At 57.1% G+C, this 24228-nt stretch carries 21 protein-coding genes; 5 read left to right on the forward strand and 16 right to left on the reverse strand.

Going from position 1 to position 24228, the window contains the following annotated elements; translation table 11 throughout:
* Nucleotides 1-83: 83 nt before the first annotated feature.
* Together otsA and DL88_RS01235 are read right to left on the reverse strand one after the other, a co-directional pair.
* Entirely contained in the window at nt 84-1763 is a 1680-nt protein-coding gene (gene otsA, locus DL88_RS01230) for an alpha,alpha-trehalose-phosphate synthase (UDP-forming) (protein WP_084704748.1), read from the reverse strand.
* Between the two features lie 229 nt (nt 1764-1992).
* Nucleotides 1993-3651: a carbohydrate porin gene (locus tag DL88_RS01235; protein ID WP_156970874.1), complete on the reverse strand. Its 1659-nt coding sequence runs from the start codon at nt 3649-3651 to the stop codon at nt 1993-1995.
* A 204-nt stretch (nt 3652-3855) separates the two neighbouring features.
* Here DL88_RS01235 and DL88_RS01240 point away from each other — a divergent pair, with 204 nt between their 5' ends.
* From DL88_RS01240 to DL88_RS01250, 3 genes are all read left to right on the forward strand, one after another.
* Nucleotides 3856-4878: a zinc-binding dehydrogenase gene (locus DL88_RS01240; protein WP_034990811.1), complete on the forward strand. Its 1023-nt coding sequence runs from the start codon at nt 3856-3858 to the stop codon at nt 4876-4878.
* Between the two features lie 7 nt (nt 4879-4885).
* Nucleotides 4886-5662: an enoyl-CoA hydratase-related protein gene (locus tag DL88_RS01245; protein WP_034990813.1), complete on the forward strand. Its 777-nt coding sequence runs from the start codon at nt 4886-4888 to the stop codon at nt 5660-5662.
* A gap of 130 nt (nt 5663-5792) precedes the next feature.
* On the forward strand, nt 5793-6482 hold the full coding sequence (locus DL88_RS01250; protein WP_051955450.1) for a flavin reductase family protein: 690 nt from the start codon (nt 5793-5795) through the stop codon (nt 6480-6482).
* A 5-nt stretch (nt 6483-6487) separates the two neighbouring features.
* On the opposite strand, the gene DL88_RS01255 is transcribed toward DL88_RS01250, so the two are convergent.
* The 12 genes from DL88_RS01255 to DL88_RS01310 all read right to left on the reverse strand — a co-directional run bounded on the left by DL88_RS01255 (nt 6488) and on the right by DL88_RS01310 (nt 20131).
* Entirely contained in the window at nt 6488-6949 is a 462-nt protein-coding gene (locus tag DL88_RS01255; RefSeq protein WP_051955451.1) for an acyl-CoA thioesterase, read from the reverse strand.
* 13 nt (nt 6950-6962) lie between these two features.
* The gene (locus DL88_RS01260) at nt 6963-8615 is read right to left on the reverse strand and encodes an electron transfer flavoprotein-ubiquinone oxidoreductase (protein ID WP_034991242.1); all 1653 of its coding nucleotides are present in this window, start codon (nt 8613-8615) and stop codon (nt 6963-6965) included.
* 162 nt (nt 8616-8777) lie between these two features.
* The gene (locus DL88_RS01265; protein WP_034990815.1) at nt 8778-9704 is read right to left on the reverse strand and encodes an electron transfer flavoprotein subunit alpha/FixB family protein; all 927 of its coding nucleotides are present in this window, start codon (nt 9702-9704) and stop codon (nt 8778-8780) included.
* A 2-nt stretch (nt 9705-9706) separates the two neighbouring features.
* Complete coding sequence (locus DL88_RS01270) at nt 9707-10462, reverse strand: electron transfer flavoprotein subunit beta/FixA family protein (protein WP_034990818.1); 756 nt, start codon at nt 10460-10462, stop codon at nt 9707-9709.
* Between the two features lie 80 nt (nt 10463-10542).
* Nucleotides 10543-11730, reverse strand: a complete 1188-nt coding sequence (locus tag DL88_RS01275; RefSeq protein ID WP_210165248.1) for an acyl-CoA dehydrogenase — start codon at nt 11728-11730, stop codon at nt 10543-10545.
* Between the two features lie 53 nt (nt 11731-11783).
* Nucleotides 11784-12986 (reverse strand): 3-oxoadipyl-CoA thiolase, encoded by a 1203-nt coding sequence (gene pcaF, locus DL88_RS01280; protein WP_034990820.1) that lies wholly within the window; start codon nt 12984-12986, stop codon nt 11784-11786.
* Complete coding sequence (locus DL88_RS01285) at nt 12983-15043, reverse strand: FAD-dependent oxidoreductase (RefSeq protein WP_034990821.1); 2061 nt, start codon at nt 15041-15043, stop codon at nt 12983-12985. The genes pcaF and DL88_RS01285 overlap by 4 nt, the downstream gene beginning before the upstream one ends.
* A gap of 96 nt (nt 15044-15139) precedes the next feature.
* Nucleotides 15140-16795, reverse strand: coding sequence for a cyclohexanecarboxylate-CoA ligase (gene aliA / locus DL88_RS01290; RefSeq protein ID WP_034990822.1), 1656 nt, complete (start codon nt 16793-16795; stop codon nt 15140-15142).
* 137 nt (nt 16796-16932) lie between these two features.
* Nucleotides 16933-18084 (reverse strand): cyclohexanecarboxyl-CoA dehydrogenase, encoded by a 1152-nt coding sequence (gene aliB / locus DL88_RS01295; protein WP_034990823.1) that lies wholly within the window; start codon nt 18082-18084, stop codon nt 16933-16935.
* A gap of 111 nt (nt 18085-18195) precedes the next feature.
* On the reverse strand, nt 18196-18402 hold the full coding sequence (locus DL88_RS01300) for a hypothetical protein (RefSeq protein WP_034990824.1): 207 nt from the start codon (nt 18400-18402) through the stop codon (nt 18196-18198).
* A 29-nt stretch (nt 18403-18431) separates the two neighbouring features.
* Complete coding sequence (gene badI, locus DL88_RS01305; RefSeq protein ID WP_034990825.1) at nt 18432-19214, reverse strand: 2-ketocyclohexanecarboxyl-CoA hydrolase; 783 nt, start codon at nt 19212-19214, stop codon at nt 18432-18434.
* 146 nt (nt 19215-19360) lie between these two features.
* Nucleotides 19361-20131, reverse strand: a complete 771-nt coding sequence (locus DL88_RS01310) for an SDR family NAD(P)-dependent oxidoreductase (protein ID WP_034990826.1) — start codon at nt 20129-20131, stop codon at nt 19361-19363.
* A 243-nt stretch (nt 20132-20374) separates the two neighbouring features.
* Here DL88_RS01310 and DL88_RS01315 point away from each other — a divergent pair, with 243 nt between their 5' ends.
* The gene (locus tag DL88_RS01315) at nt 20375-20881 is read left to right on the forward strand and encodes a MarR family winged helix-turn-helix transcriptional regulator (RefSeq protein WP_034990828.1); all 507 of its coding nucleotides are present in this window, start codon (nt 20375-20377) and stop codon (nt 20879-20881) included.
* A 31-nt stretch (nt 20882-20912) separates the two neighbouring features.
* Here the strand turns inward: DL88_RS01315 and DL88_RS01320 are convergent, their stop codons facing one another.
* Entirely contained in the window at nt 20913-22079 is a 1167-nt protein-coding gene (locus DL88_RS01320; protein WP_034990830.1) for an acyl-CoA dehydrogenase family protein, read from the reverse strand.
* A gap of 110 nt (nt 22080-22189) precedes the next feature.
* On the opposite strand from DL88_RS01320, the gene DL88_RS01325 reads away from it, so the two are divergent.
* Nucleotides 22190-22444 (forward strand): hypothetical protein, encoded by a 255-nt coding sequence (locus DL88_RS01325; protein WP_034990832.1) that lies wholly within the window; start codon nt 22190-22192, stop codon nt 22442-22444.
* Between the two features lie 234 nt (nt 22445-22678).
* Here DL88_RS01325 and DL88_RS01330 read toward each other — a convergent pair whose 3' ends face one another.
* Nucleotides 22679-24211 (reverse strand): efflux transporter outer membrane subunit, encoded by a 1533-nt coding sequence (locus DL88_RS01330; protein ID WP_051955452.1) that lies wholly within the window; start codon nt 24209-24211, stop codon nt 22679-22681.
* Between the last annotated feature and the right edge of the window lie 17 nt (nt 24212-24228).

The following is a 24228-nucleotide window of genomic DNA, read 5'->3' on the forward strand; positions in this document are numbered from 1 at the left end:
TCGATACCGGCCAGCATAAGCGTGGCCTAGTTCCGGAGAGATCCTAGCCGGTCTGATAATAGCCTTCGCTCAAGGCTCAAGGCTCAAGCGTCGGCCGGGGAGAAGAATCCACGCGTGAGCAGATGATGCCCGAGGGGCTGGGGAGTTTTTAGGACCGCGTTTTGATGAGGCATCGCTTTTGGAGTCCCCGTCTGTTCCCGTTTCGGACCAGCCGCGACAGGAGCATTACCGGTAATGACCTCACAAGCCTCCATGGCAGGCTTTTGCACAGAGCCAAGTGACGACCAAACTTCGGGCGGACTCACCAAAGCCGGCGCTCGAACACCTTTAAGCGGCCGTTTTTCCAGATGGGCGAGAAAATTGCGCGACCAATTGGCGACATCATTCGCGCGCAATGTCTCCATCATGGCAGAGAAACGATACCGGCGTTCCTCCCGCGACATGCTGAAAGCCCGGGCGATGGTCGCTGCCATACCCTCGGTATCATGCGGATTGACGAGAAGAGCACTTTCCAGTTCCTGCGCAGCCCCCGCGAATTGAGAAAGCACCAATACGCCCGGATCGTCAGGGTCCTGCGCCGCCACATATTCCTTGGCGACGAGATTCATGCCATCGCGTAACGGTGTCACGAGACCCACACGGGCCAAGCGGTAAAGGCCAGCGAGAACGGAACGGCTCAACGTCCGGTTAAGGTAGATGATCGGTGTCCAGTCGATATCGCTCAGCTTGCCGTTCACGCGTCCGACCCTCTCAGCCACGGCGCGTTGCAATTGGGCATATTCCGGCACTTCCGAACGTGATTTCGGCGTCACCTGAATCAAGGTCGTTCGCGCCTTGACGGCCTGCGGCGAGCGTTCAAGGAAGATGCCGAAGGCTTCGATACGCTGTTCGATCCCTTTGGTATAATCGAGCCGATCGACGCCCACAGCCAGCGGTCGACCATCATAATTGGCCTTGGCGCGCCGGACGAGCGGGTTTCTTTCAGCGCGGGTGGCCTCCTCCGCGAAAGCGGCCGTATCGATGCTAATGGGAAAGGCACGGATCTGAAAATCATGGCCATTGAGCCGGCCATTTTCGGAGTCGAACAGCTTGCCGATCCCGCTCTGGTGCAAGGCCTCGCGGAAATTACCGGCATCATTTTCGGTCTGGAATCCGATCAGGTCAAAAGCCGTCATCGCCCGCAGAAGACGGTCGTGAGACGGAATCGTCATGGCGATATCGACGGCCGGCCAGGGAATATGATGAAAGAAACCAATCCTGTTGGTGCACCCCATCTGACGCAGGAACGAAGCCAGCGGCAGGAAATGATAATCATGTACCCAGAGAATATCCGCTGGCTTCAGCAGATCGATGAGACGGCGAGCAAAATATTCATTGACGCGAAAATAGCCCGCCATATCACGCGTCGAAATCTCGGCAAGGTCAGCACGATAATGGCAGATCGGCCAGAGCACGCGATTGGCGAAACCATGATAATATTCATCCATATCCCGGCGCGAGAGATCGCAAACGGCGTAAGTGATGGAGCCTGCCGCGTGCTCACGCAGAGGGGTTTCATCGTCGTGACTGATCTTGCCAGACCAGCCGAACCACAACCCGCTACGGTCCTTCAACACCTCAGCGAGCGCGACGGCAAGACCGCCAGCGCTCGGTGTTCCCGCGACGGAGGGCGCCGGTACTCTGTTCGAAACAATAATCAAACGGCCGAGGCTCTGCGTTACGCTCGATTCCTCTCCTCTATGGACGTGTTCCGGAATAGCCATGAGCACCGTAACCCCTCTGATGTCTGGATTCTCCAAACAACGGCTCAAGTCGGGATTCGTTGCAAAGCTGAACCACGCCCAATCACATCGACGTATAATCGAGCGCAAGTCCTCCAAGCGACGACCTCAATACTGCACCGGCTCAATCAACGCCAAGCCGCTCCTCCCCGATAGAACGACGTGTATCACGAACCACGCGGTTCCGTGCAACAACAAGGGCATCAAGCAGTTAAAAGGCAATAAATGTACTCGCCAGGAAATTAAAGGCATGCCCCTGCCCCTTTGTATAAGTAACGCTGGGGTTATCCGTATAAGTGGCTCCAACCGTAAGCGATAGTCCTGGCCGGAACTTCCAAAGATAGGAAGTCGTAATCGAATTACTGGCGTGGCGCGCATAGGTGCCCGTTGTAACCGCAGTCCGGTTTGTCGCATCGGCATAATAGGAGCTCAACACATTATGTTGATAGACCAATGAAATCATATCATTCGGCCGCGAATCGAAAAGTCCGAACGAATAGAGGCGAGCCTCATAATATTGGCTGAAGATATTGGTCTGGGGTGGTGCATACATGAAGGAGACACCGCCGTAGATACCGCGATGAGCTGCGGTCGACGATGTCGGCTCGAATTGGACGAATTGCCGATCGAACAAGGCATAAAAGCCGGAATTTGTACTGCGGCCTCCCGTATCATAATTTTTGAACAAGGAAGAATTATAGATTCCGCCAGCCCTGAACCAGGTATAGGGTTTATTCGGCTTTGCCACCTGCTTATAACCAATTTCGTCGATGTAGAGCGCGCGCGCGCCAGCAAGGTCGAAATCAAGGCCAACCGGATTCAATCGCACGCTGTCATAAATGACGGATGCTGTCGGACTCAAGCTTCGTGCTACGCCGAAGTGATTATAGAGATTTTCTGTCATATTATATTTGAGAGAAAGTGTCGGTTGCGTTGCGAGAACCGCCGACAGGCCAAGCTGGATGGGAATCGACGAACTGGGACCAAACGGATTTTGCATCTGGCCGCCAACATAAATGCCGACGAATGTCTGCGCGTTTGAGAGATAGCCGACATTGAGTTCGACTTTTCTGTCGAAGAAACTTTGGTAATAGGCGAGCCGATAGAAGCCGTAATTGGTTGGAATATAGGGATGCCATGTGCTGTTGACCAAATCGCTACCGATCTGAATCTGACCATCCGGAATGCCATACCGGCTGAGATCAAAAGTCAGGAACATAGCGAACTGGCTGTTCACGCTGCCACGTTGACCCCAATAAGTCTGCTGGCCCTTCGGATTGGTCAACGGCGTATTCAACATGTTGACTGAAAAGGCAGCTAGATCAAGGGCGAGAAAGCCAATCCCATATTGTGCCAGGGTTGAGCGCCAACCGTCTGTATCCTGTGTCAATGTATTCGCATAAGAAAAAAAAGGAATATTCCAGCCACGCCACCCAAAGCGCTCATCGAGTTCCTTCAATGTGAGCCTGCCTGTTTGTGGAGTACTCGCCCCAGGATCGGCAGAGGTTGCGACAGGGGATGCTGCGTCGGCAAGCAACATTTGGGGAGCGATCGCACAGATGGCACAAGCCATCATAAGGCGCTGGAGAAGGGATTTGACGTACCTCCCTCCAACTGAATAATGATTATCTCGTCGCGATCGATGTACGGGCCGATTGTCATACCACCCACCAGACGACTCAACAGCGGCATGGATGTCGTGATGCCCGTATTTCATTTCAACTCCCCGATATTTGTATGTTGTTCTTGCAATGTGAAACGGATATGAGCGCCTTCGCGCGATTTCCAGATCCGTTCTCCGGCCTGCCCCTTTAGGCACAACTTGCCGCCCCGATAGCAGACTGAATGTGACTGAAAAACAACGCCACAAGAGCGTTACCTGAGGCAGATGCGACGGACGCCGATATCACCATAATGAGTAAATATATTGTCTTATTAACGCATCAAAACACCGTCGACAAGACGGCTTTTATCTCACTAATGATGAATGGTTAAAAAAGATATTCCCTGATGGACAATTCATAAAAATATGACAATATACTTCTTATCGGCACTTTTTAGAAAGAGAGTCTTTGTGAAAGCTGTCGTCCTTGAAGAACGCGCGAGCCATGGTGTCAGCCTGCGTGACATGCCCGACCCCGTCATACCTGATGGTTGGACTAAGGTGCGCATGCTGGCGGCATCGATCAATCGGGTCGATCTCTACATGCGTGATAGCGGCGTCGGTATCACACATGAACTGCCGCTGATCATGGGTGTCGACGGAGTCGGCGAAATTGCGGAGGCTCCGCAAGGCACGGATCTCACTCCCGGCGACCATGTTATCCTTTATCCTTATGAATTCTGCGGCACTTGCCGGCATTGTCTCGCGGGCGATCAGCCTTTATGTCGTTTTGCGCGCATCCTTGGCGAACACCGCCATGGTACTTTCGCCGAATATGTCGCCATGCCCGTGCGCTCCCTCGTCAAGCTGAAAACTGGAAGTCGCCTTGATCAGGCCGCGGTTTTGGGCGTTGCCTATCTCACCGCCTGGCGCATGATCTTCGGCAAGGTGCCGGTCTCGCCTGGAAGGATCGTGTTGATCCAGGGAGCTGGAGGCGGTGTTTCCTACGCCGCCATGCAACTCGCACGAATAGCCGGCGCGCGGGTGATCGTCACGACGACCGGTGAGAAGAAGCTTGCGCATTTCCATGCGCTCGGTACCGAAGTCATCGATTATCGCAATAATGATGTCCCCAAAGCCGTGTTCTCATTGACTGAAGGAGAAGGCGTGGATCTCGTCGTCGATAATATTGGCGAGCAGACCTGGGGTGCGTCGCTGCGCTCACTCGCCCGTGGCGGTTCCCTCGTGACCTGTGGAGCGACGACTGGCGCTCATCCTTCAGCGGAGATCCAGCGTCTGTTCGTGCGGCAATTATCGGTTCATGGCTCGACGATGGGCAATATGGAAGAATTTCGTCAATTGGTCAGCACATGGCAGGCTGGCGGATTTGTTCCGCTCATCGACAGCATCTTTTCCCTGGGCGAAGTACCAGCGGCCTTGGCACGCCTCAATGATCCATCTCGCATGGGCAAGATTTTGATCCGGATTGCATGAGCATCACATGACCTATGAACATATTCTCATCACCAGGCAAGGGCCAGTCGGCATCATCACGCTCAACCGGCCCGAGGCATTGAATGCGCTCAATCACGCGCTCACCAGCGAATTGTCCGCAGCCGCCGGCGTTCTGGATGATGATGGCGAAATTGCAGCGATCATTGTCACCGGCTCGGATCGCGCTTTTGCCGCGGGTGCCGACATCAAGGAGATCAAGGATAAATCCTTTGCCGAAGTCTACGAAGAACAATTCATCACCGCGACCTGGGAAGGGATCGCCCGGCTGCGCAAGCCGACGATCGCGGCAGTTTCAGGCCATGCCATCGGGGGCGGCTGTGAACTTGCTCTGATGTGCGATATCATCATCGCATCCGAGACGGCGCGGTTCAGCCTGCCCGAGACGACCATCGGCATCATTCCCGGCGCCGGGGGCACGCAACGCCTGACGCGCCTTGTCGGCAAGGCCGTCGCTATGGATATGATCCTCTCGGGGCGGGTGCTTACGGCCGAGGAGGCTGTTCCAATGGGGCTCATCAGCCGCGTCGCGCCGGCAGGCACGCACCTCGTCGAGGCCATCGCGCTCGCCAACCATATCGCTGTCAGTTCCCGCCCGATCGTGCGGCTGGCGAAGGAAGCGGTCAACAAGGCCTATGAAACCCATCTGCAGGAAGGACTTTATGTCGAACGGCGCCTGCTCTATTCGACATTCGCTCTTGATGACCGGCGCGAAGGCATGAACGCTTTCGCTGAAAAGCGCCGTCCGCAATTTCACAATCGCTAAATCATGAATGACGGATTTTGTTACCGCGCCATCTGAAATTGACAAACGCTCGAAATGATGTCTTCAAACGCTGATCTGCCTTACTGCAAAATCGCGGAAGGCTCCCGAATATTTCCGGGATGATACAGCCATGGGCTCAGAGCCGTTTCACTCTTACACACCATCGGCCGGTCATGGACTTGCCCATGATCCGTTCTATGCGATCGTCGGCCCCCGACCGATCGGCTGGATTTCATCGCTGGATGAACAGGGACGTTCCAATCTCGCACCATACAGTTTCTTCAACGCTTTCTGTTTCAAGCCGCCGATCATCGGTTTTGCCAGCAGCGGTTGGAAGGATACGGTCGCCAATATCAAAGCAACGGGAGAATTCGTCTGGAATCTCGTCACTCTTCCTTTAGCCGAGCCGATGAACATCAGTTCGGCCGCAGTGCCGCATGAGATCAGCGAATTCGATCTCGCCCATCTCGAAAGATTGCCGAGTGAGATGGTGCGTCCGCCCCGCGTCGCCGCGAGTCCTGTTCACTTCGAATGCCGGCTGACTCAAATATTGCAACTTCAAGGTATCGAAGGCGTGCTGTTGGAAAACTGGATGGTGTTTGGAGAGGTCGTGCGTGTGCATATCAGGGCCGACCTCGTGGCTGACGGCATTTACAGAACGGCTCGCGCACAGCCGGTCCTGCGGGCCGGCGGCAGGAGTGAATATGCGTCCATCGCGCCGGAGGCTATGTTCGACATGGCGCGGCCCACGGGCGATGAGGATCTCGCACGGCTCATTGAAGCGGCTGTAGGACCCGCCCGGGACATTTCGTCAACATGAAATCTTTATTCTTCGCAGGAGCCTGCCTTCGACACCTGGTTACATAGCGCGGGAAAGCGGCTCTCGAGTTTCGCACGAATAGGCGGCGGCACGGAAATTTTGCCAAAGTTCGTGGCGGTGACGAAAACGCAGACGAAGTGGGCAATGAAACAGGCAATGTCGTCCTGGCTGCCGGTCACTTCGAATGTCATGGAGCTATTGCCGAGTGCGATCGGTTCAACGCGGCAGAACAATGGCGCCCGTGGCGTGACCGGCTTTTTGAATGTCATTTCCATCCGGACAAAGGGAATGGCGAGCTCTTGATCCGTATACATTTTGAACCAGTTTACGCCATCGAGGAGATCCTCCCAAAAAGCGTCGATGGCTTCGAGCGCGAATTCCGGTATGCGGCCGGTATAGGCGATGCGCGCCGGATCACAATCGCCGAAGCTGACCCTCCGGCGCCAGACAAAGCCCTCATCGCTCATGGTTCACTCCACGTCACATATTGGGATAATTCGGCCCGTCACCGCCCTGCGGCGTGGTCCAGTCGATGTTTTGCGACGGGTCCTTGATATCACAAGTTTTGCAATGGACGCAGTTCTGGAAATTGATGATGAAACGCTTTCCCTTGTCTTCCTCATCGAGAATTTCATAAACCCCCGCCGGGCAATAACGCTCTGCAGGTTCGGCATAAAGCGGAAGATTGACGTCTATCGGGATTGACGGATCCCGCAGGCGCAGATGCGGTGGCTGACCCTCGGCGTGATTGGTGAAACTGAAGGCAACATTGGTCAGACGGTCGAAGGAAAGAACACCGTCAGGCTTGGGATAGGCGATGGGTGTGAAATTTTTTGCAAGACCGGTTGCAGCCGCATCGCTTTTGCCGTGTTTCAACGTGCCAAACAGGCTGAAACCGAACAATTCATTCATCCACATATCAAAACCGCCGAGCGCTAACGCTGTCGCAAGCCCGAAGCGGGACCAGAGCGGTTTGACGTTGCGGACCTTCAGCAAATCCTGCCCTACCACTCCGGAGCGCAGCTCCGTCTCATAGGCGGAAAGTTCATCGCCCGAACGGCCCATGCTGATTGCTGCGTAAGCGGCCTCGGCCGCAGTCTTGCCGGAGAGCATGGCATTATGATTGCCCTTGATGCGGGGAACATTGACGAGCCCGACAGAACAGCCGAGCAGCGCCACACCAGGTGCGACGACTTTCGGGATCGACTGCCAGCCCCCTTCCGAGATCGCCCGCGCGCCATAGGCTACACGCTTGCCGCCCTTCAAAAGTTCGGCGACCATCGGATGATGTTTGAAGCCTTGAAACTCCATATAGGGAGAGAGATAGGGATTCTCGTAATTCAGATGCACGACAAAACCGATGCAGAGCTGGTTCTTCTCCATGTGATACAGGAACGATCCGCCACCGGCGTTAGAACCGAGAGGCCATCCCATCGTATGCGTCACCGTCCCCTCGCGGTGCTTGGCGGGGTCGATGTCCCAGATTTCCTTGAGGCCGATCCCGAATTTCTGCGGACAATGGCCACGCGTGAGATCAAAACGCGCCATCACTTCCTTGGCGAGTGAGCCGCGTGTTCCTTCGGACAGAAACACATATTTGCCATGGAGCTCCAGACCGGGTTCGTAATTCGGTCCGATGCCGCCTTGTGCGTCGCGCCCGAATTCGCCGGCGACAACGCCCTTCACTTCGCCCTTTTCGCCATAAATGAGCGCGGAGCAAGCCATGCCTGGAAAGATCTCGACACCCAGCGATTCCGCCTGATCGGCCATCCAGCGGCAAAGATTGCCCATTGAGACGATATATTTTCCATGGTTCGACATCAGACGCGGCATCGGCCAGTTTGGAAGGCGAATTTGTCCGGCCTTACTCAGAAGGTAAAAATTGTCCTCGCGAACCGGCACGGTGATCGGTGCACCTTTCTCCCGCCACTCGGGGATCAAGGCATCGAGACCCACCGGATCGAGGACTGCGCCTGAAAGAATATGGGCGCCGACCTCGGAACCCTTTTCCAGAACGATGACGGTAAGATCGGGATCGAGTTGCTTCAACCGGATGGCGGCGGAAAGACCTGCGGGGCCTGCGCCGACAATCACGACGTCATAGGTCATGATCTCGCGTTCGATGCTGGACATCATGATTCCCTTTTCCGGTATTCTCGATCGCGGTTCCTGGATCAGGCGGGATCGCATACGCTATTGTAAATTGAGGGATGCAAAGCTGATGAGGTGGAAAGTCCCGATGAGTGTGTCTCATCGGGACTTGGACGTATGACCTACGAGGCTTTTGCTTCGATGTCAGAGCTTGCTTGTCAGTTCCGGCACGATCTGAAAAAGATCGCCGACGAGCCCGTAATCAGCGATTTGGAAGATCGGCGCCTCTTCATCCTTATTGATGGCGACGATCAGCTTGGAATCCTTCATGCCGGCAAGATGCTGGATGGCACCCGAAATACCGACGGCGATGTAGAGCGAGGGCGCGACCACTTTGCCCGTCTGGCCAACTTGCCAATCGTTTGGCGCAAATCCCGCATCCACCGCCGCGCGGCTCGCGCCTACAGCAGCGCCGAGTTTGTCGGCAAGACCGGTAATAACGGCGAAATTCTCCTGCGAGCCGACACCGCGCCCGCCTGAGACGATCACTTTCGCGCTAGTCAGTTCCGGCCTGTCACTCTCGGCTATCCTCTCTTCAATCCATTGCGAAAGCTCCCGATCAGCCGGGCCGGAAACCGTCTCGGCTTGGGCTGCTCCACCGGGCTGGGCAGCGACGAAGGAAGCGATGCGCACGGTCAAGACCTTAACTTTATCCGCTGATTTCACCGTCTGGATCGCATTGCCGGCGTAAATCGGCCGCTTGAAAGTCTCTCCATCGACGAGCGCAATCACGTCCGAAATCACCATGACATCAAGAAGCGCCGCCACGCGGGGCAGCACATTCTTGGCACAGGCGGTTCCCGGAGCCGCGATATGACTATAGGGGCCGGCGATCGAAACGATGAGATCGGCAAGCGGTTCAGCCAGCCCCTTGCCATAGGCCGGGCTATCGGCTGCCAGAACCTTGGAGACACCGGCAAGCGTCGCCGCCTGCGCCACGGCTGGCGCTATGCCTTCCCCGGCAACAAGCACATGGACATCGCCGAGACCGCTGACTGCGGAGAGTGCCCGCGCTGTCGCGTCAAGACCAAGGATACCGCCCTTAACATCCGCAATAAGGAGAATCATCATAATCAGAACACTCCCGCCTCGTGCTTGAGTTTGACAATCAGCTCATCGACGGAACCCACCTTCACACCTGCCTTACGGACCGCTGGCTCATCGGTTCTGAGCACCACGAGGCGCGGCGTGACGTCGATGCCGTAATCGGCGGCAGTTTTCTCCTCCAAAGGTTTCTTTTTCGCCTTCATGATATTAGGCAACGACGCATAACGTGGCTCGTTCAGTCTGAGATCGGCGGTGATGATCGCCGGCAATTTCACACGGATAGTCTGCAACCCGCCGTCCACTTCACGCGTGACATCGGCGAAATCCTTTTCGACTGTGATCGCCGAGGCGAAAGTCGCCTGGCCCCAACCGAGCAGCGCCGCCAGCATCTGGCCAGTCGCATTCATGTCATTGTCGATCGCCTGTTTTCCGGCAAGAACCAGACCCGGCTTTTCCGTCTCCACGATTTTGGCAAGGAGCTTGGCGACCGCCAGAGGCTCGATGTCAGTGCCTGGCTCTGCCTCGACAAGAATTGCACGGTCAGCACCCAGGGCAAGCGCGCTTCTTAATGTTTCCTGCGCCTGTTTCACGCCGATCGACACCGCGACAATCTCGGTCGCAACGCCTTTTTCCTTCAGGCGGACGGCTTCCTCGAGAGCGATTTCGTCAAATGGGTTCATCGACATTTTGACATTGGCGAGATCGATACCGGAGCCATCCGATTTTACACGGGCCTTTACATTGTAGTCGATGACACGTTTCACCAGCACGAGTATTTTCATTCTTTCCTCCCCGGTGCATATTCGGTTTTCGTGCCAAACATGCTTTATTCAATCATCGGTTCGAGAGCTCGCGTCAGGCTTCAGCAAAATGCCTGTATGCCGGTAATCGCGCGGCCGAGAATCAAGGCATGAACGTCATGTGTACCTTCGTAGGTGTTCACCGTCTCGAGATTCACCATGTGACGGATGACCTGGAATTCTTCGTGAATGCCATTGCCACCGTGCATGTCACGTGCAAGGCGGGCAATCTCCAGCGCCTTGCCGCAATTGTTGCGCTTCACGATCGAAATCATCTCCGGCGCGGCATTGGCTTCATCAAGGAGCCGTCCGACGCGTAAGGATGCCTGCAGCCCCAGCGAGAGCTCGGTCAGCATATTGGCGAGCTTGAGCTGATAAATCTGGGTGCCGGCGAGCGGCTTGCCGAATTGTTTGCGGTCGAGACCATATTGACGCGCAGCCTGGAAGCAGAATTCGGCGGCGCCGAGAACGCCCCAGGCGATGCCATAACGTGCCCGGTTGAGACAGCCGAAAGGTCCTTTCAAGCCCTCGACGCCCGGCAAAAGCGCCTCTTCCCCGACCACGACATCCTGCAGGACGATTTCGCCAGTGATGGATGCACGCAGAGAAAGCTTGCCGCCAATCTTCGGGGCCGAGAGACCCTTGAGGCCCTTGTCGAGCACGAAGCCGCGAATCTTGCCGTCATGGGCTTCGGATTTAGCCCAGACGATAAAGACATCGGCAATCGGCGCATTCGAGATCCAGGTCTTCGAACCGTTGAGCACATAGCCGGTCGCAGTCTTTTTCGCGACGGTCTTCATGCCGGCCGGATCAGAGCCCGCATCGGGCTCCGTGAGGCCAAAACAGCCGATCCATTCGCCGGAGGCGAGTTTCGGCAGATATTTGCGGCGATGATCTTCCGAGCCATAGGCATAGATCGGATACATCACCAGCGAGGATTGCACCGACATCATGCTGCGATAGCCGGAATCGACGCGTTCGATCTCACGAGCGACAAGGCCATAGCTCACATAACTCGCGCCGACCCCGCCATATTCTTCCGGCACTGTGACGCCGAGAAGGCCCATGCCGCCCATTTCCCGGAAAATCGCGGGATCGGTGATTTCGTCACGGTAGGCGGCAATGACACGCGGCTGCAGCTTTTCCTGCGCATAGGCGCGGGCGGCATCGCGCAACATCCGTTCTTCCTCGGTCAACTGGCCGTCGAGGCGGAATGCATCCTCCCAGTCGAAGCGCGAAAGGTCTGGCATATCCTTCGGCTTCAGCTTCGTTTCTGCCATCATGACATTTCCTTTCACATTCATCAGTTTCTCTCCAGAAGCAGGGCCGCCCCCTGGCCGACGCCGACACACATCGTCGCGAGTGCGTAGCGGCCGCCGCCGCGTACGAGTTCAAGAGCCGCCGTCCCCGTGATCCGCGCGCCGCTCATGCCGAGGGGATGGCCGAGCGCGATGGCGCCGCCATTGGAATTGACGCGAGGGTCATCATCGGCAATACCGAGCTGCCGCAGCACGACCAAAGCCTGGGCGGCAAAGGCTTCATTGAGTTCGATCGTCGCGATAGTGTCGAGACTGATGCCGGTCCGCGCACACAATGTTTTCACCGCCGGCACGGGTCCATAACCCATGATGCGGGGGGCGACACCTGCCGACGAGGCCGCGACGACACGCGCAAGCGGTGTCAACCCGAAGCGCCTTGCCGCCGCTTCCGAGGCAATAATCAAGGCCGCGGCGCCATCATTCACGCCGCTCGCATTGCCCGCGGTGATCGAACCGTCCGGACGGGTGATCGGCTTCAGCCGCGCAAGATCAGCGAGCGTCGTCGCCCGCGGATGTTCATCCTTCAAGACGTCCAGGGACTTGCCACGGCCGAGCGGCACTTCCACAGGAAGGATCTCGGCCGCAAAACGCCCGCTCGCCTGCGCTGCCGCAGCGCGCTCTTGCGAGCGAAGGGCGAAAGCGTCCTGGTCCTCACGGCTCACGGCATAATCATCGGCAAGATTCTGTGCTGTCTCGGGCATGGAATCGGTGCCATAGGCGGCGGCAATGCGCGGATTGACGAAGCGCCAACCGATCGTCGTGTCGTAAATTTCGCTGGCGCGCGACCAGGCGGAAGCCCCTTTCGGGATCACAAATGGGGCCCGCGTCATGCTTTCGACGCCACCGGCAATGGCGAGATCGATATCGCCCGTCCGTATAGCGCGCGCCGCCGCAGCCACAGCCTCGAGTCCGGAACCGCACAGACGATTCACGGTGACGCCCGGAACGTTTGCGGGAAAGCCCGCGAGCAGCAAAGCCATGCGGGCGACATTGCGATTGTCCTCACCCGCCTGATTGGCGCAACCCATCCAGATTTCCTCAACCGCGCCGGGGTCAAGCCCGGGATTGCGTGCGAGCAGAGCCGCGAGTGGCAAAGCGGCGAGATCGTCTGTGCGCACAGGGGCCAAAACCCCGCCGTAGCGGCCGATTGGCGTGCGAATGTAATCGCAGATGAAGGCTTGCGTCATGGTTGCTCTCCGAAACTATCGGGATCAACACCTTCACGAACGGCACGGCGCAGCAGATCCGGCACTTTCCAGGAAAGCGGGTCGGCTGCGGCATAGGCCTCGATGCGGTGCAGGATTTCAGGCAGACCAACACGGCCGGCATAATGGATCGGACCGCCGCGCCAGCGCGGAAAGGCGTAGCCATGGATCATCACGAGATCGATGTCGGCGGATTTCGCCGCAATGCCTTCCTCGAGAATATGGAATCCTTCCTCGCTCATGGCCGTGATGGCGCGCCGGACGATTTCATCATCATCGAAGGGCCGCCGTGTGATACCGGCCCGCGCTGATTCCCCGATGACAAGAGAGTCGATCAATGCGGAGGGCGTTTGCTTCCCATTGTCATAATCATACCAGCCTGCGCCGGTCTTGCGGCCGAGCCGGCTCGTCTCTTCGACGATCCTGTCGGCGATCGGAATGTAGCGAAACCCCGGCTTCGTTCTCCAGCCCAACCGTTTACGATTGGCATAGGCGATATCGAGACCGGAAAGATCCTGCACCTCATAGGGGCCCATCGCCATGCCGAAACCACGCAGGGCTGCGTCGACCTGCCAGGGCAAAGCACCTTCGATGAGCATGATGTCGCAGATCTGCCGGTAACGGGTGAGAATGCGATTTCCTATGAAACCGTCGCAGACACCCGCGAGAACCGCGATCTTCTTCAGCCGCGCGGCAAGCCGCAAGGCGGTCGTAACCGTCGCCGCGGATGTCTGCGCCCCGCGCACCACCTCGAGCAGCTTCATGACATGTGCCGGGCTGAAGAAATGCAGGCCCAGAAATCGTGACGGGTTACTCAGACCGTCGCCAATGCGATTCACATCCAGAAACGAGGTGTTGGTCGCGAGAATGGCGGATTGCGGTAAAGCCGCATCGAGCGCGGTGAAAACCTGGCGCTTGACGTCCATATCCTCGAACACAGCCTCAATGGCGAGATCGGCGGCAGGCAGGGCGTCATAGCCACTTTGAAAGCGCAGGCGCGTGGCTTCCTCCGCAGCAGCAGCCTCCGCATTCATCTTGCCGCGTTTCACCGACTCGGCGTAGAGTTTCGCGACATTGGCGCGGGCCCGCTCTCTGGATGCGGTATCGGTTTCGACCACCGTCACCTCTATTCCCGTACCGGCCAGCGCATAGGCGATGGCCGCGCCCATCGACCCGCCGCCAACAACCACGGCCTTGCCGATCTCCGCACCTCCCGTCTTGCCTTGAGCCAGAGCCGCGCGTTCGGCAAAGAAGACATGACGCAGCGCGCTTGCCTGATCCGATGTCTTGAGCGCGAGAAAGGTTTCACGTTCAAGAGCGAGGCCTTGCGCCAGCGGCAGACGGCAGGTGGCCTCGACGAGGCCGATCGCCTTCTGCGGAGCATCTTGGCGCGGATTGCGACGGTTTGCCTCTCGCCTTGCTGTCTCAATGGCTTGCGGATCCAGAGCGGGCGCAGGCAAGGCGCCCGTCACCGGCCGTTCAGGCAGCGGATGGCTGCGCGCGGCCGTGACGGGATCATCCATAAGGCCATCGATGAGACCCAACCGCTCGGCTTCCACCGCGCCAATCACCCGGCCTTCCGCAATCAGCGACAAAGCGGGTGCGAGCCCGATAAGGCGCGGCAGCCTCTGCGTTCCACCTGCGCCCGGCACGACGCCGAGAGTCACTTCCGGCAGCCCCAGAGTGGCCTGTGGCGCGGCGAGCCGCAGCCGGCAGGCGAGCGCCAGCTCAAGGCCGCCGCCAAGCGCCGTTCCGTTGAGGGCGGCAATGACCGGGACAGGGAAATTCTCAATACGCTCGACGATCTCGGGAAGAACCGGAGGTTGCGGTGGCAAGGCGAATTCCTTCGCATCGGCCCCCGCGACAAAGCTCTTGCCGGTTCCCGTCAGAATGACGCGGGTTGCGCCAGCCGCCTCGATTTTGTCGAGCGCCGCCATCAATCCTTCACGCACCGCATGGGAAGTGACATTGACCGGAGGATTGTCGATGGTGATGATCGCCAGGCCGTCATCAAAGCTTGTGTGAACACATTCGGACATGACAAATCACCGCAGGAACGGAGCAAGCTATCAGTCAGACCGCCCTCATGTATGAGGCATGGTCAAGACGATGGATCTCTGATTGGGACGGCAGTATCACAGCTTGGCCTTTTCATAGGCTTCGCGTAACATGTTGCGCAGTACGAATTTCTGAATCTTGCCGGCGGCAGTCGCCGGCAGACGATCACGGATCTCCAGGCGCTCAGGATAATATTGCTTGGCGAGATGCCGACTATCGAGAAAGCGGATCATGTCCTCGAAGGTCAGCGTCGTTCCTTTTCTTGGAACGATGAATGCGCAGGCCCGTTCGCCAAGCCGGTCATCCGGATAGGCGACGATCGCCACCTGCTCGATGTCGGGATTCTCGTAAAGGAGTTTTTCGACTTCGACGACGGGAATGTTCTCGGCGCCACGGATGATGACATCCTTGGAGCGGCCGCAAATCCGGACATAACCTTGCGCGTCGATACGAGCGATATCACCTGTATCAAACCAGCCCTCTGCATCCGTATTGTTCCATTCCGGCCGTTTCAGATAGCCGACAAAATTGGAACAGCCGCGGACATAGAGCTCGCCTTCAAGACCCTTTGGGACCGGCTTACCGTCCGCCCCCCGGATCTGTAACTCCATTCCGGTCAGCACAAAGCCATCCGTGTTGATCGACCGTTCATCAGGGTCCGCAGGAGAGACGACGGACACAGCCCCATTCTCCGTCATGCCCCAGGCCGAGATGATCTTCGTGCCGAGACTTCGCCGTGCCCGCTCGACCAGAGAACCAGGGATCGCCGTCCCGGCGCAAAGAAAGATGCGCAATGAAGAGACGTCGATACCAAGTTCATCGACAATGGCGGAGAGATCCATAAGAAAGGGCGTCGACGCCATGGTGAAGGTGACACGCTCCTCGGCAATCAACCGCGCGGCGGCCGCCTTGTCCCATGATTCCATCAGCACCATACGGGCGCCGAGCATCACCGGCAGCAGAAGGCCATACATGAAGCCCGTCTGATGAGCCATCGGCGAAGCCATCAGGATGATGTCGGACTCACCAAGTCCGAGCCGGTCGGCATAGGCGACGAGGTTTGAATACATCGTATTCGCCGTATGCATCACGCCCTTTGGCTCGCCTGTCGTGCCAGATGTGTAGATCAACTGGCAGACATCGTTCGCATTACCGCGATCACGGACACTGATGTCGCTGAGCCCCGGTGTATCGTCGAGTGCCGGATCCATCAGCATCACATCGAAACTGTTCTTTCCCTCACCACCGATGACGATGACATGATCGAGAGCCGGCAGGTCGGAACGCAAGGCTGCAGCCATTGCCTCATGGTCAAAACCGCGAAACACCTTGGGGATCACGAAGGCGCGCGCTTCCCCGTGCCGCAGCATGAAACGCAGCTCGTGCTCGCGGAAAATCGGCATGACCGGATTGAAGACGATCCCGAGTTTGCGGCAGGCGATATAGAGAACGACATATTCCCAGACATTAGAGAGCTGACAGGCCAGAACATCATCTTTGCCAAGTCCCAGCCGATGGAGCCCGGCGGCAGCGCGCCAGGAAAGCCGGTCGAGGTCCGCATAGGTGAAATCATGCCGTTGCTGAGGATTGAATGCGATGCTCGTAAGCGCCAGGGCATCAGGCTTTTCCGCGAGCCATGTCTCAAAATAGTCGAGGAGAGTCTTGCCCGGCCAGAGACGTTCCGCTTCCATCTTCACGCGGCGCGGCTCGAGCAAAACAGCATCGAACTTCATGACGTTCCCCCGCTTGTCTGTGTTGTCCCTCATCACCCGACCACGTTCAATCTGATCGGCATGTCCGGTGTCATGTCACCGCTGCGTATTCGACATTATCCCGGATTCATTTGAATCATACCCATCGGATTCCGGCATCAGGCTTTGATACCTGACCGCTCACGAGCGATAATATTTTTCATGATATGCGCGGTCCCATCCCCGATCTGCAGACCCAACACGTCGCGCAGCCGTTGCTCGAACGGCAGTTCGTTGGAATAGGCCGCATGGCCATGGATGAGCAGACAGGCGTGGATCGTTTCATAGGCGAGGAGCGGCGGCCACCATTTAGCCATGGCCGCCTCGGCGACATGCGGCAGGCCATTATCCTTGAGCCACAATGCATTGTAGCTCAACAGACGCGCGCCTTCGATCCTGGTGTCGAAATCGGCCAATTGGTGCGTGATGCCCTGGAAGGCAGCGAGCGGCTTCCCAAACGCATGGCGCTCGCCGATATAGGCCCAGGTTTCGATCAGGGATTGACGCGCCGTGCCGAGGCATTGCAGTCCGATCAGTGAACGCGAGAAATCGAACCCCTGCATGACCTGTACGAAGCCCTTATTCTCCTCGCCCAGAAGATGGTCGGCAGGCACTTTCACATTGTCGAAGAAAATGGAGCCGCGCCCAATCGCATGTTGACCCATATCGGTGAAACGCGTGGTGGATAGGCCCGGTGTATTCATCGGCACGAAAATGGCCGAGATACCATGCGCTTTGTCTTCAGACTTGCCGGTGCGGGCGAAAACCACCGCGCCGGCGGCCTGATCGGCAGCCGAAATCGATGTCTTCTCGCCATTGATGATGTAATAATCCCCGGCCCGTTCCATCTTCAGGCCGAGATTTGCCGCATCCGAACCACCACGCGGTTCGGTAAGCGCGATCGCGATCATGATTTCCCCGGCGGTTAACCTGGGCAGCCAGTGGCGCTTGATCTCCGGATTGGCGAAGCGATTCAGGATCTGGCCGTTCAACGAGGCAAGAATGTTGATATAGCCAAAATTGAAATCGCCCCTCGCGATCTCTTCTATGATGACACCGGAATAGAGGGCACCAGTGCCGGACCCTCCGTATTCCTCCGGCAGTTCCGGCGCGATCAGACCCAACCCGCCCATTTCGCGCACGAGATCCTTGCCAAACACGCCTGTGCGTTCGCGTTCGCGATAGCCCGGTGCCAACCGCTCTGTCGCGAATTTGCGGGCAAGATCGCGCAGCGCATTCATTTCATGCGTATCGAAAATTGTCGGGTTCATCTGTCTTTCCTGCCTGAATCACAAGCTTTTTCTTGGAGCACGGATAGTAATCATGTCCGTGCTCCTCTGATTGGACAGGGTGCCCACCGAAACAAGCCTGTGGTGACATGCTCAGCGGGGAATGACAGCGCCTGCACTTGCGCGCATCAGAGCCACCCGCCTCACCGTCTCTATCGTTCTGGCGAGTGCCTGGTAAGCGGCATAGGCCGGAATTGGCCGATGATGGAAGATGTTGTCGCCGGGTCCAGGCAAGACATTTCTATGCTCATGAAGCCCTCCCTTGATTTTGTTTTTGTTGATTGTTTCGTCGCCGGCCATGACGGCTGGCGGATCTCTCTTTTTGATCGCTATTTGCCGAACCGCCGAAAATCGGGCTTGCGCTTTTCACGGAAAGCGACACCGCCCTCCTTGCTCTCATCCGTATCATAATAGAGGCTGAGCGCACGCATTCCGAGAGCGGAAATCCCGCGGATGTTTTCGCTGTCGGCATTGAAAGAGACTTTGGCGAGCGCCAGCGCGGTAGGCGACCGTTCCATCAATTCAGCGACCCAACGATCAACTTCGGCATCAAGTTCTTCATGCGGTACAACCGCATTGACGAGACCCATGGCAAGCGCTTCGGCAGCACTGTAACGTTTGTTGAGATACCAGATCTCGCGGGCGCGCTTCTCACCGACGATTCTCGCCAGATAGGCCGTGCCGAAGCCTGGATCGACGGAACCAACTTTGGGTCCGACCTGGCCGAATTGAGCCTTTTCCGAGGCAATCGTCAGGTCGCAGATGGTGGCAAGGACATTGCCCCCACCAATGGCAAATCCGTTGACACGGGCGATAACCGGTTTCGGTACGTCGCGGATAAGACTTTGGAGTTCGTCAATCGGCAGACCGATCACACCCCGCCCATCATACTGGCCGTCATGCGCTGATTGATCTCCGCCGGTGCAGAAAGCCTTTTCGCCCGCTCCCGTCAGCACAATGACGCCGACCTTGCGATCCCATCCAGCGGTCTGGAAAGCGTGGATCAGTTCATCCACCGTCTGGCCACGGAAGGCATTGTATTTATCAGGCCGGTTGATGGTGATCCAGGCAGCACCATTCCGGATCTCATATAGAATGTCATTATAGGACATGATCGTTTCCTGTTATATGCGATCCCGATTCAATTGATTGCATCAGAGCATGATCAATCCTGTTCGGTATCGAGCCGATACCTCGTCAACACGGCATTCATCGCCCGGGTATGATACACATCGGAATCTCTCATCAGCCACTCATCTCAGCCACTCATCGTGAGACCACCGGAAACCGAAATCACCTGGCCGGTGATGAAAGCGGCGTCATCGCTCGAAAGAAACAGAATGGCCCCGGGTAAATCGTCCGGACGGCCCATGCGGCCCATCGGTACCGCTTTGGTAAAGGCGCTCCGCAATTTCTCCTTGTCGCCGGCTGCCTCCATGAAGTTTTCCAGCATTGCCGTCTCGGTGACACCTGGACAGACTGCGTTGAAGGTAATGCCGTGGCGCGCATGTTCGCGCGCAAGCGTCTTTGAGAAGGCGATGATACCGGCCTTGCAGGCGGCATAGACCGATTCCCCTGAAGAGCCGACACGTCCGGCATCAGACGCGATGGATACAATCCGTCCGGCCGCGCGCCGTGCGACCATCGAAGCGAGGACCGGCTTGGTGATATTAAGGACCGATCGCAAATTGATATCGATGATCTTGGACCAGAAATCCGGCTCGGATTTTAGAAAGGGTACGAAGAGGTCCCAACCCGCATTGTTGACGAGAATATCAATGGGACCGAACTCCGCCTCGACTTTGCTGATTGCCGATGCAGTCGCGGCATAATCGGTGAGATCGACGATGAGGGCCATCGTATCAGCGCCAAGAGCCTTGACACTCTCCACCACCGCTAGCGCCGCGGTTTCGCCAATGTCGGCAACAACGACGCGCGCGCCTTCCTCGGCGAAACGTCGGCAGGTCGCGGAACCGATACCGCCCCCACCCCCGGTTACGACAACAGTTTTCCATTTTAATCCTCGCACTTTTTCCTCCCTTCATGGCGCGGAACCGTCGCCCGACAAAAGCGCTCCGCATATAATTCTTAGATGGAAGACAGATCAGCTCTTGGCTTTGTGGTAATCCATGTTGCTCGAATCACAGTTTCCGCCGAGCTCATGGGACTAGAATAGGCTTCCGGGTATATATGTCAATATATTTACGTAAATTGGCCTGGGATTGCCTCGGCATATCCTATGCTAAGATGATCTCTTCAAGGAGGTGAAGTCATGGTAGCGAAGGACGCCGGCGAGGCTCGGGATTTGTCCTGGGGATTGAGCAATCGACTTTTCTTCAAGCTCTACCAATGCGCCAATATGTTGCATAAAACCGGGACGAGGGCGCTGGAAGATTATAGCATCACCACGCAGCAATGGGCGGTCCTCGGTGCCCTGACGCGCCCGGCTTTCGAGAAAGGGGTGGCCGTCAACGATCTCGCAGCGTTTTTGTTGGTCACACGCCAAAATCTGGCTGGTGTCCTGCAGCGCCTCGAGACGATGAATTATGTAGAACGCACAGTCGACTCGAATGACAACCGCTCACGGCTTATCCGTCTGACGATAAAGGGCCGCAGTCTTTGGGACGCCAATATGCGTCCTGTCATCGCGGATTACTACCGTGAGGCATTGTCAGGCTTTTCGACCGAGGACAAGATTCATCTGGTTCATTACCTCGATAAAATGTTACGCAATTTCAATAATCTCGATTCCGAGGCCCATGGAGAGGGCGGCGCTTGACAGCGGATGAATCCAACGCATTGCCAGGTCACTAAAATCCGGCCCGTACCCTTGCATCCGCAGTCAATGACTTGGCGATGATGATTTGCTGAATCTGGGTCGTGCCTTCATAAATGCGGAACAGCCTCGCATCGCGGTAGAGCTGTTCAGCGCGATATTCGCGAATATACCCGTTACCGCCATGGACTTGCACATTGCGGTCGGCAATGCGGCCTACGGATTCCGACGCAAACATTTTGGCGCAGGATGACTCGACGCTCACATCCTGGCCAGCGTCGCGCTTGCGCGCGGCATCAAGCGTCATGCAACGGGCCGCATAGGCATCCGCCTTGGAATCGGCAAACATGGCCTGCAGCAATTGAAAATCGGCGAGAGGCCGGCCGAACTGCTTGCGGCCGACGGCATAGACTAGCATGTCATCGAGAATGCGCTCGGCGAGCCCGACGCAGGCGGCAGCAATATGCAGACGGCCCTTATCAAGCACTTTCATTGCCGTTTTGAACCCCTGGCCTTCGATGCCACCGATCAGCGCGGTGGCAGGTAGACGGCAATCGTCGAAAATCACGTCGCAGACATGCGCGCCCTGTTGGCCCATCTTCTTTTCCGGCTTGCCGGTCGAAACACCTGGCGTATCGCGTTCGACGACGAATGCCGAAACGCCGGCGGCGCCCTTCGTGCCGGAATCGGTGCGTGCCATCACCGTGAACAATCCGGCATGAGGGGCATTGGTGATGAATCGTTTCGTACCATTCAGCACATAGGTGTCGCCATCACGCCGCGCCATTGTCCTGACCGAGCCGGCATCGGAACCGGCATCCGGCTCGGTCAGCGCGAATGAGCCGATCAGTTCACCTGAGGCGAGACGAGGCAGATATTTCGCCTTCTGCTCGGGTGTTCCGTCAATGGCGATACCCTGCATCCCGATGCCGACATTGGTGGCAAACATCGAACGGAAAGCGGGGGCCGCCCGCCCGAGTTCGAACACCGCGAGCACTTCCTCCTCCATCGTCAGGCCAAGGCCGCCATATTCCTCGGGTACGCTTAGGCCGAACAAGCCGAGGTCACGCATCTCGGTGACGATATCGGCGGGAATCCGATCGGTCTCAGCGACTTCAGCCTCGGCAGGGATGAGCCGTTTGTCGACAAAACGGCGGATCGTCATGAGGAATTGTGAAAGCGTTTCTGAATCGAGCGCCATGAGAGTGCCCTATATAGGTAAATATATTTACATATTAGCGTGCAAGGGCGCTGCTCGCAAGACGTTTCATCGGGACTGGAGAAATGTTGGGGCGACAGCGTCGCCGAGCCATGATCGGCTGGGGTAAGGTGATCGAATACGAGCTTGCCCAGTTGAAACGATCGTTCTCAAGAGCAACGATTGAGGAATTCGGGCTCGCCCTTCAGGAAAGCAAGAATATCCTGCGCCAGCTTCAGGTCGCCATGGTCGAAAGCCAGATGCCGGAGTTCAACGCCCCAGTCGCATTGTACGGTTCACTCTGCCATCCGCCTGATCAAGGGGAACGGGCTGGACACCAGGCACTCCCGTCACATTCATCAGCATGACGAGGTGATCTCGCCGTCCTTGGTCAAGGCCACCACCACGAAACGGATCCCCCTCCTCGACTGGCGACCTCTCTCCATTCGTGTCGCCGCAGGGCTCCGACTTCGGCCGGCGATCCTCCGCCGTGCCGTCGCCGCAACTCATCCGTCAGAGCGTGAAGGCCATTCTTCACGGCCGATTTTCCCAGTCCCCACAAAATTGGCAACGCACACTCTCAAACCAGTAACAGGTCAAAGTTACGTATGCCCTTCCATGGAAGGGAGCGCAAAGGGACTGTTTTGTTGAAGGACCGTCGCGTCGGGGAGTTCCTTGTTGTCCCAGCCGCCGCCTAAATCAACGATGAGTTTCACGGTAGCCAGCAGACGGTTCTGCTTGATCTGAAGGACGGATTCCTGTGCGCTTACGGCTGTTTGCTGGCTCGTGATGACTGTCGTATATATCGCCGTGCCATAGCGATATTCATTCATGGAGATATCAACCGCCTTCATGGCGGCATAAACAGCGCGATCCTGCTGGAGGCCCTGTTCACGCAAGATTCGTAAACCGGAAAGCTGATCCTCGGTATCCTGCAGCGCGCTCAGGACAGTCTGCCGATAAGTTGCAACGGCGCCGTCATAATTGGCCTGCGCTTCTTCAACGGCAGCGGTACGCGCACCGCCGTCGAAAAGCGTTTCGGAGGCCGAAGCGCCAAGCGACCAAATCCGGTTGCTGAGACGGATCAAGGTCTGCAACGGACTCCCGCTATATCCATAACTTGCGGAGAGAGAAACCTGCGGATAAAAAGCGGCTATATTCACTCCGATTGCAGCATTATATTCCGCCATGGTCCGCTCGGCGGACGCAATATCGGGCCGCCTCTGTAAAAGCACTGCAGGTATGGTGACGGGCACATTGGGGATGGTCGCAGGCATGCCAGCGCGCGCCAGCGTGAGATCGGCTGGCGCCTTGCCAATCAGGACAGCAATGGCGTGTTCATATTGTGACCGAGCGACATCGGTCGCTGTGGCACTTGCGCGTGCCGCCTCAAGCTGATTACGGGCCTGCCATTCATCGCTACCACTCGCCGTGCCGCCGATATGTCTTGTTCGCACGATCTTGAGCGCTTGTTCATAAAGGGTAGCATAACGCTCAAGTAGCTTTTTGAGCGATTCTTCATAACGCAATGAGAAATAATCCTGCGCCAGCTGTGACTGATAAGACAATTTGGCGTTCTCGATATCTGCAGCGCTCGCCTGCGCCGCAGCCGTCTGCTCTTCGATTCCCCGCCTGATCTTGCCCCAGAGATCAATCTCCCAATCGACACTCATTTCGGCCGCATAAGTGTTGCGGGTTGAACCAGCATTGTAAGTCGTTCCGCTTGTCGATGTCGCCGAGCCACCCTGGCCATTGCGGGCGAAGCTGAACGTGCCAGTCAGGGTCGGATAGAGATTTGCCTGCGCCGCCATGACGAGCGCGCGCGCATTACGATATTTGGCCTCATATTCCTTGACGTTCTGATTGGAGATGGCGACTTGTTCTTCCAGCGAATTGAGGACTGGATCGTTGAAAATCTTCCACCATTCCCCTTTCGGGAAGCCAGCCAGCATTGGCGAGGCGACAGTCCAGCCCGGTGCCGGCTTTGCCTCCTTGAAGCGCGGGGACATGATCGCAGCCGGTTGGATATAATCCGGGCCGGCCATCAGGCAGCCTGAAAGCAACAGGGCGCTGAGCTGGCAACAGATCAATCTGACTGTGCGATAGTAGCCTGACGGCGAGAACCTCTCATACATTCCAATATCTATCCAAT

It is taken from the genome of Beijerinckia mobilis (genome assembly GCF_000745425.1).
Taxonomy (GTDB): Bacteria; Pseudomonadota; Alphaproteobacteria; order Rhizobiales; family Beijerinckiaceae; genus Beijerinckia; species Beijerinckia mobilis.

What these genes read in the sequence shown, in the direction of transcription:
- badI (WP_034990825.1), bottom strand. Translation starts at nt 19,214, where the DNA reads ATGTCCTATAATGACATTCTATATGAGATCCGGAATGGTGCTGCCTGG.
- aliB (WP_034990823.1), bottom strand. Translation starts at nt 18,084, where the DNA reads ATGAACCCGACAATTTTCGATACGCATGAAATGAATGCGCTGCGCGAT.
- otsA (WP_084704748.1), bottom strand. Translation starts at nt 1,763, where the DNA reads ATGGCTATTCCGGAACACGTCCATAGAGGAGAGGAATCGAGCGTAACG.
- DL88_RS01245 (WP_034990813.1), top strand. Translation starts at nt 4,886, where the DNA reads ATGACCTATGAACATATTCTCATCACCAGGCAAGGGCCAGTCGGCATC.
- DL88_RS01265 (WP_034990815.1), bottom strand. Translation starts at nt 9,704, where the DNA reads ATGATGATTCTCCTTATTGCGGATGTTAAGGGCGGTATCCTTGGTCTT.
- DL88_RS01315 (WP_034990828.1), top strand. Translation starts at nt 20,375, where the DNA reads ATGGTAGCGAAGGACGCCGGCGAGGCTCGGGATTTGTCCTGGGGATTG.
- DL88_RS01300 (WP_034990824.1), bottom strand. Translation starts at nt 18,402, where the DNA reads ATGGCCGGCGACGAAACAATCAACAAAAACAAAATCAAGGGAGGGCTT.
- DL88_RS01285 (WP_034990821.1), bottom strand. Translation starts at nt 15,043, where the DNA reads ATGTCCGAATGTGTTCACACAAGCTTTGATGACGGCCTGGCGATCATC.
- aliA (WP_034990822.1), bottom strand. Translation starts at nt 16,795, where the DNA reads ATGAAGTTCGATGCTGTTTTGCTCGAGCCGCGCCGCGTGAAGATGGAA.
- DL88_RS01330 (WP_051955452.1), bottom strand. Translation starts at nt 24,211, where the DNA reads ATGTATGAGAGGTTCTCGCCGTCAGGCTACTATCGCACAGTCAGATTG.
- DL88_RS01255 (WP_051955451.1), bottom strand. Translation starts at nt 6,949, where the DNA reads ATGAGCGATGAGGGCTTTGTCTGGCGCCGGAGGGTCAGCTTCGGCGAT.
- DL88_RS01325 (WP_034990832.1), top strand. Translation starts at nt 22,190, where the DNA reads ATGATCGGCTGGGGTAAGGTGATCGAATACGAGCTTGCCCAGTTGAAA.
- DL88_RS01270 (WP_034990818.1), bottom strand. Translation starts at nt 10,462, where the DNA reads ATGAAAATACTCGTGCTGGTGAAACGTGTCATCGACTACAATGTAAAG.
- DL88_RS01250 (WP_051955450.1), top strand. Translation starts at nt 5,793, where the DNA reads ATGGGCTCAGAGCCGTTTCACTCTTACACACCATCGGCCGGTCATGGA.
- pcaF (WP_034990820.1), bottom strand. Translation starts at nt 12,986, where the DNA reads ATGACGCAAGCCTTCATCTGCGATTACATTCGCACGCCAATCGGCCGC.
- DL88_RS01275 (WP_210165248.1), bottom strand. Translation starts at nt 11,730, where the DNA reads ATGCCAGACCTTTCGCGCTTCGACTGGGAGGATGCATTCCGCCTCGAC.
- DL88_RS01320 (WP_034990830.1), bottom strand. Translation starts at nt 22,079, where the DNA reads ATGGCGCTCGATTCAGAAACGCTTTCACAATTCCTCATGACGATCCGC.
- DL88_RS01260 (WP_034991242.1), bottom strand. Translation starts at nt 8,615, where the DNA reads ATGTCCAGCATCGAACGCGAGATCATGACCTATGACGTCGTGATTGTC.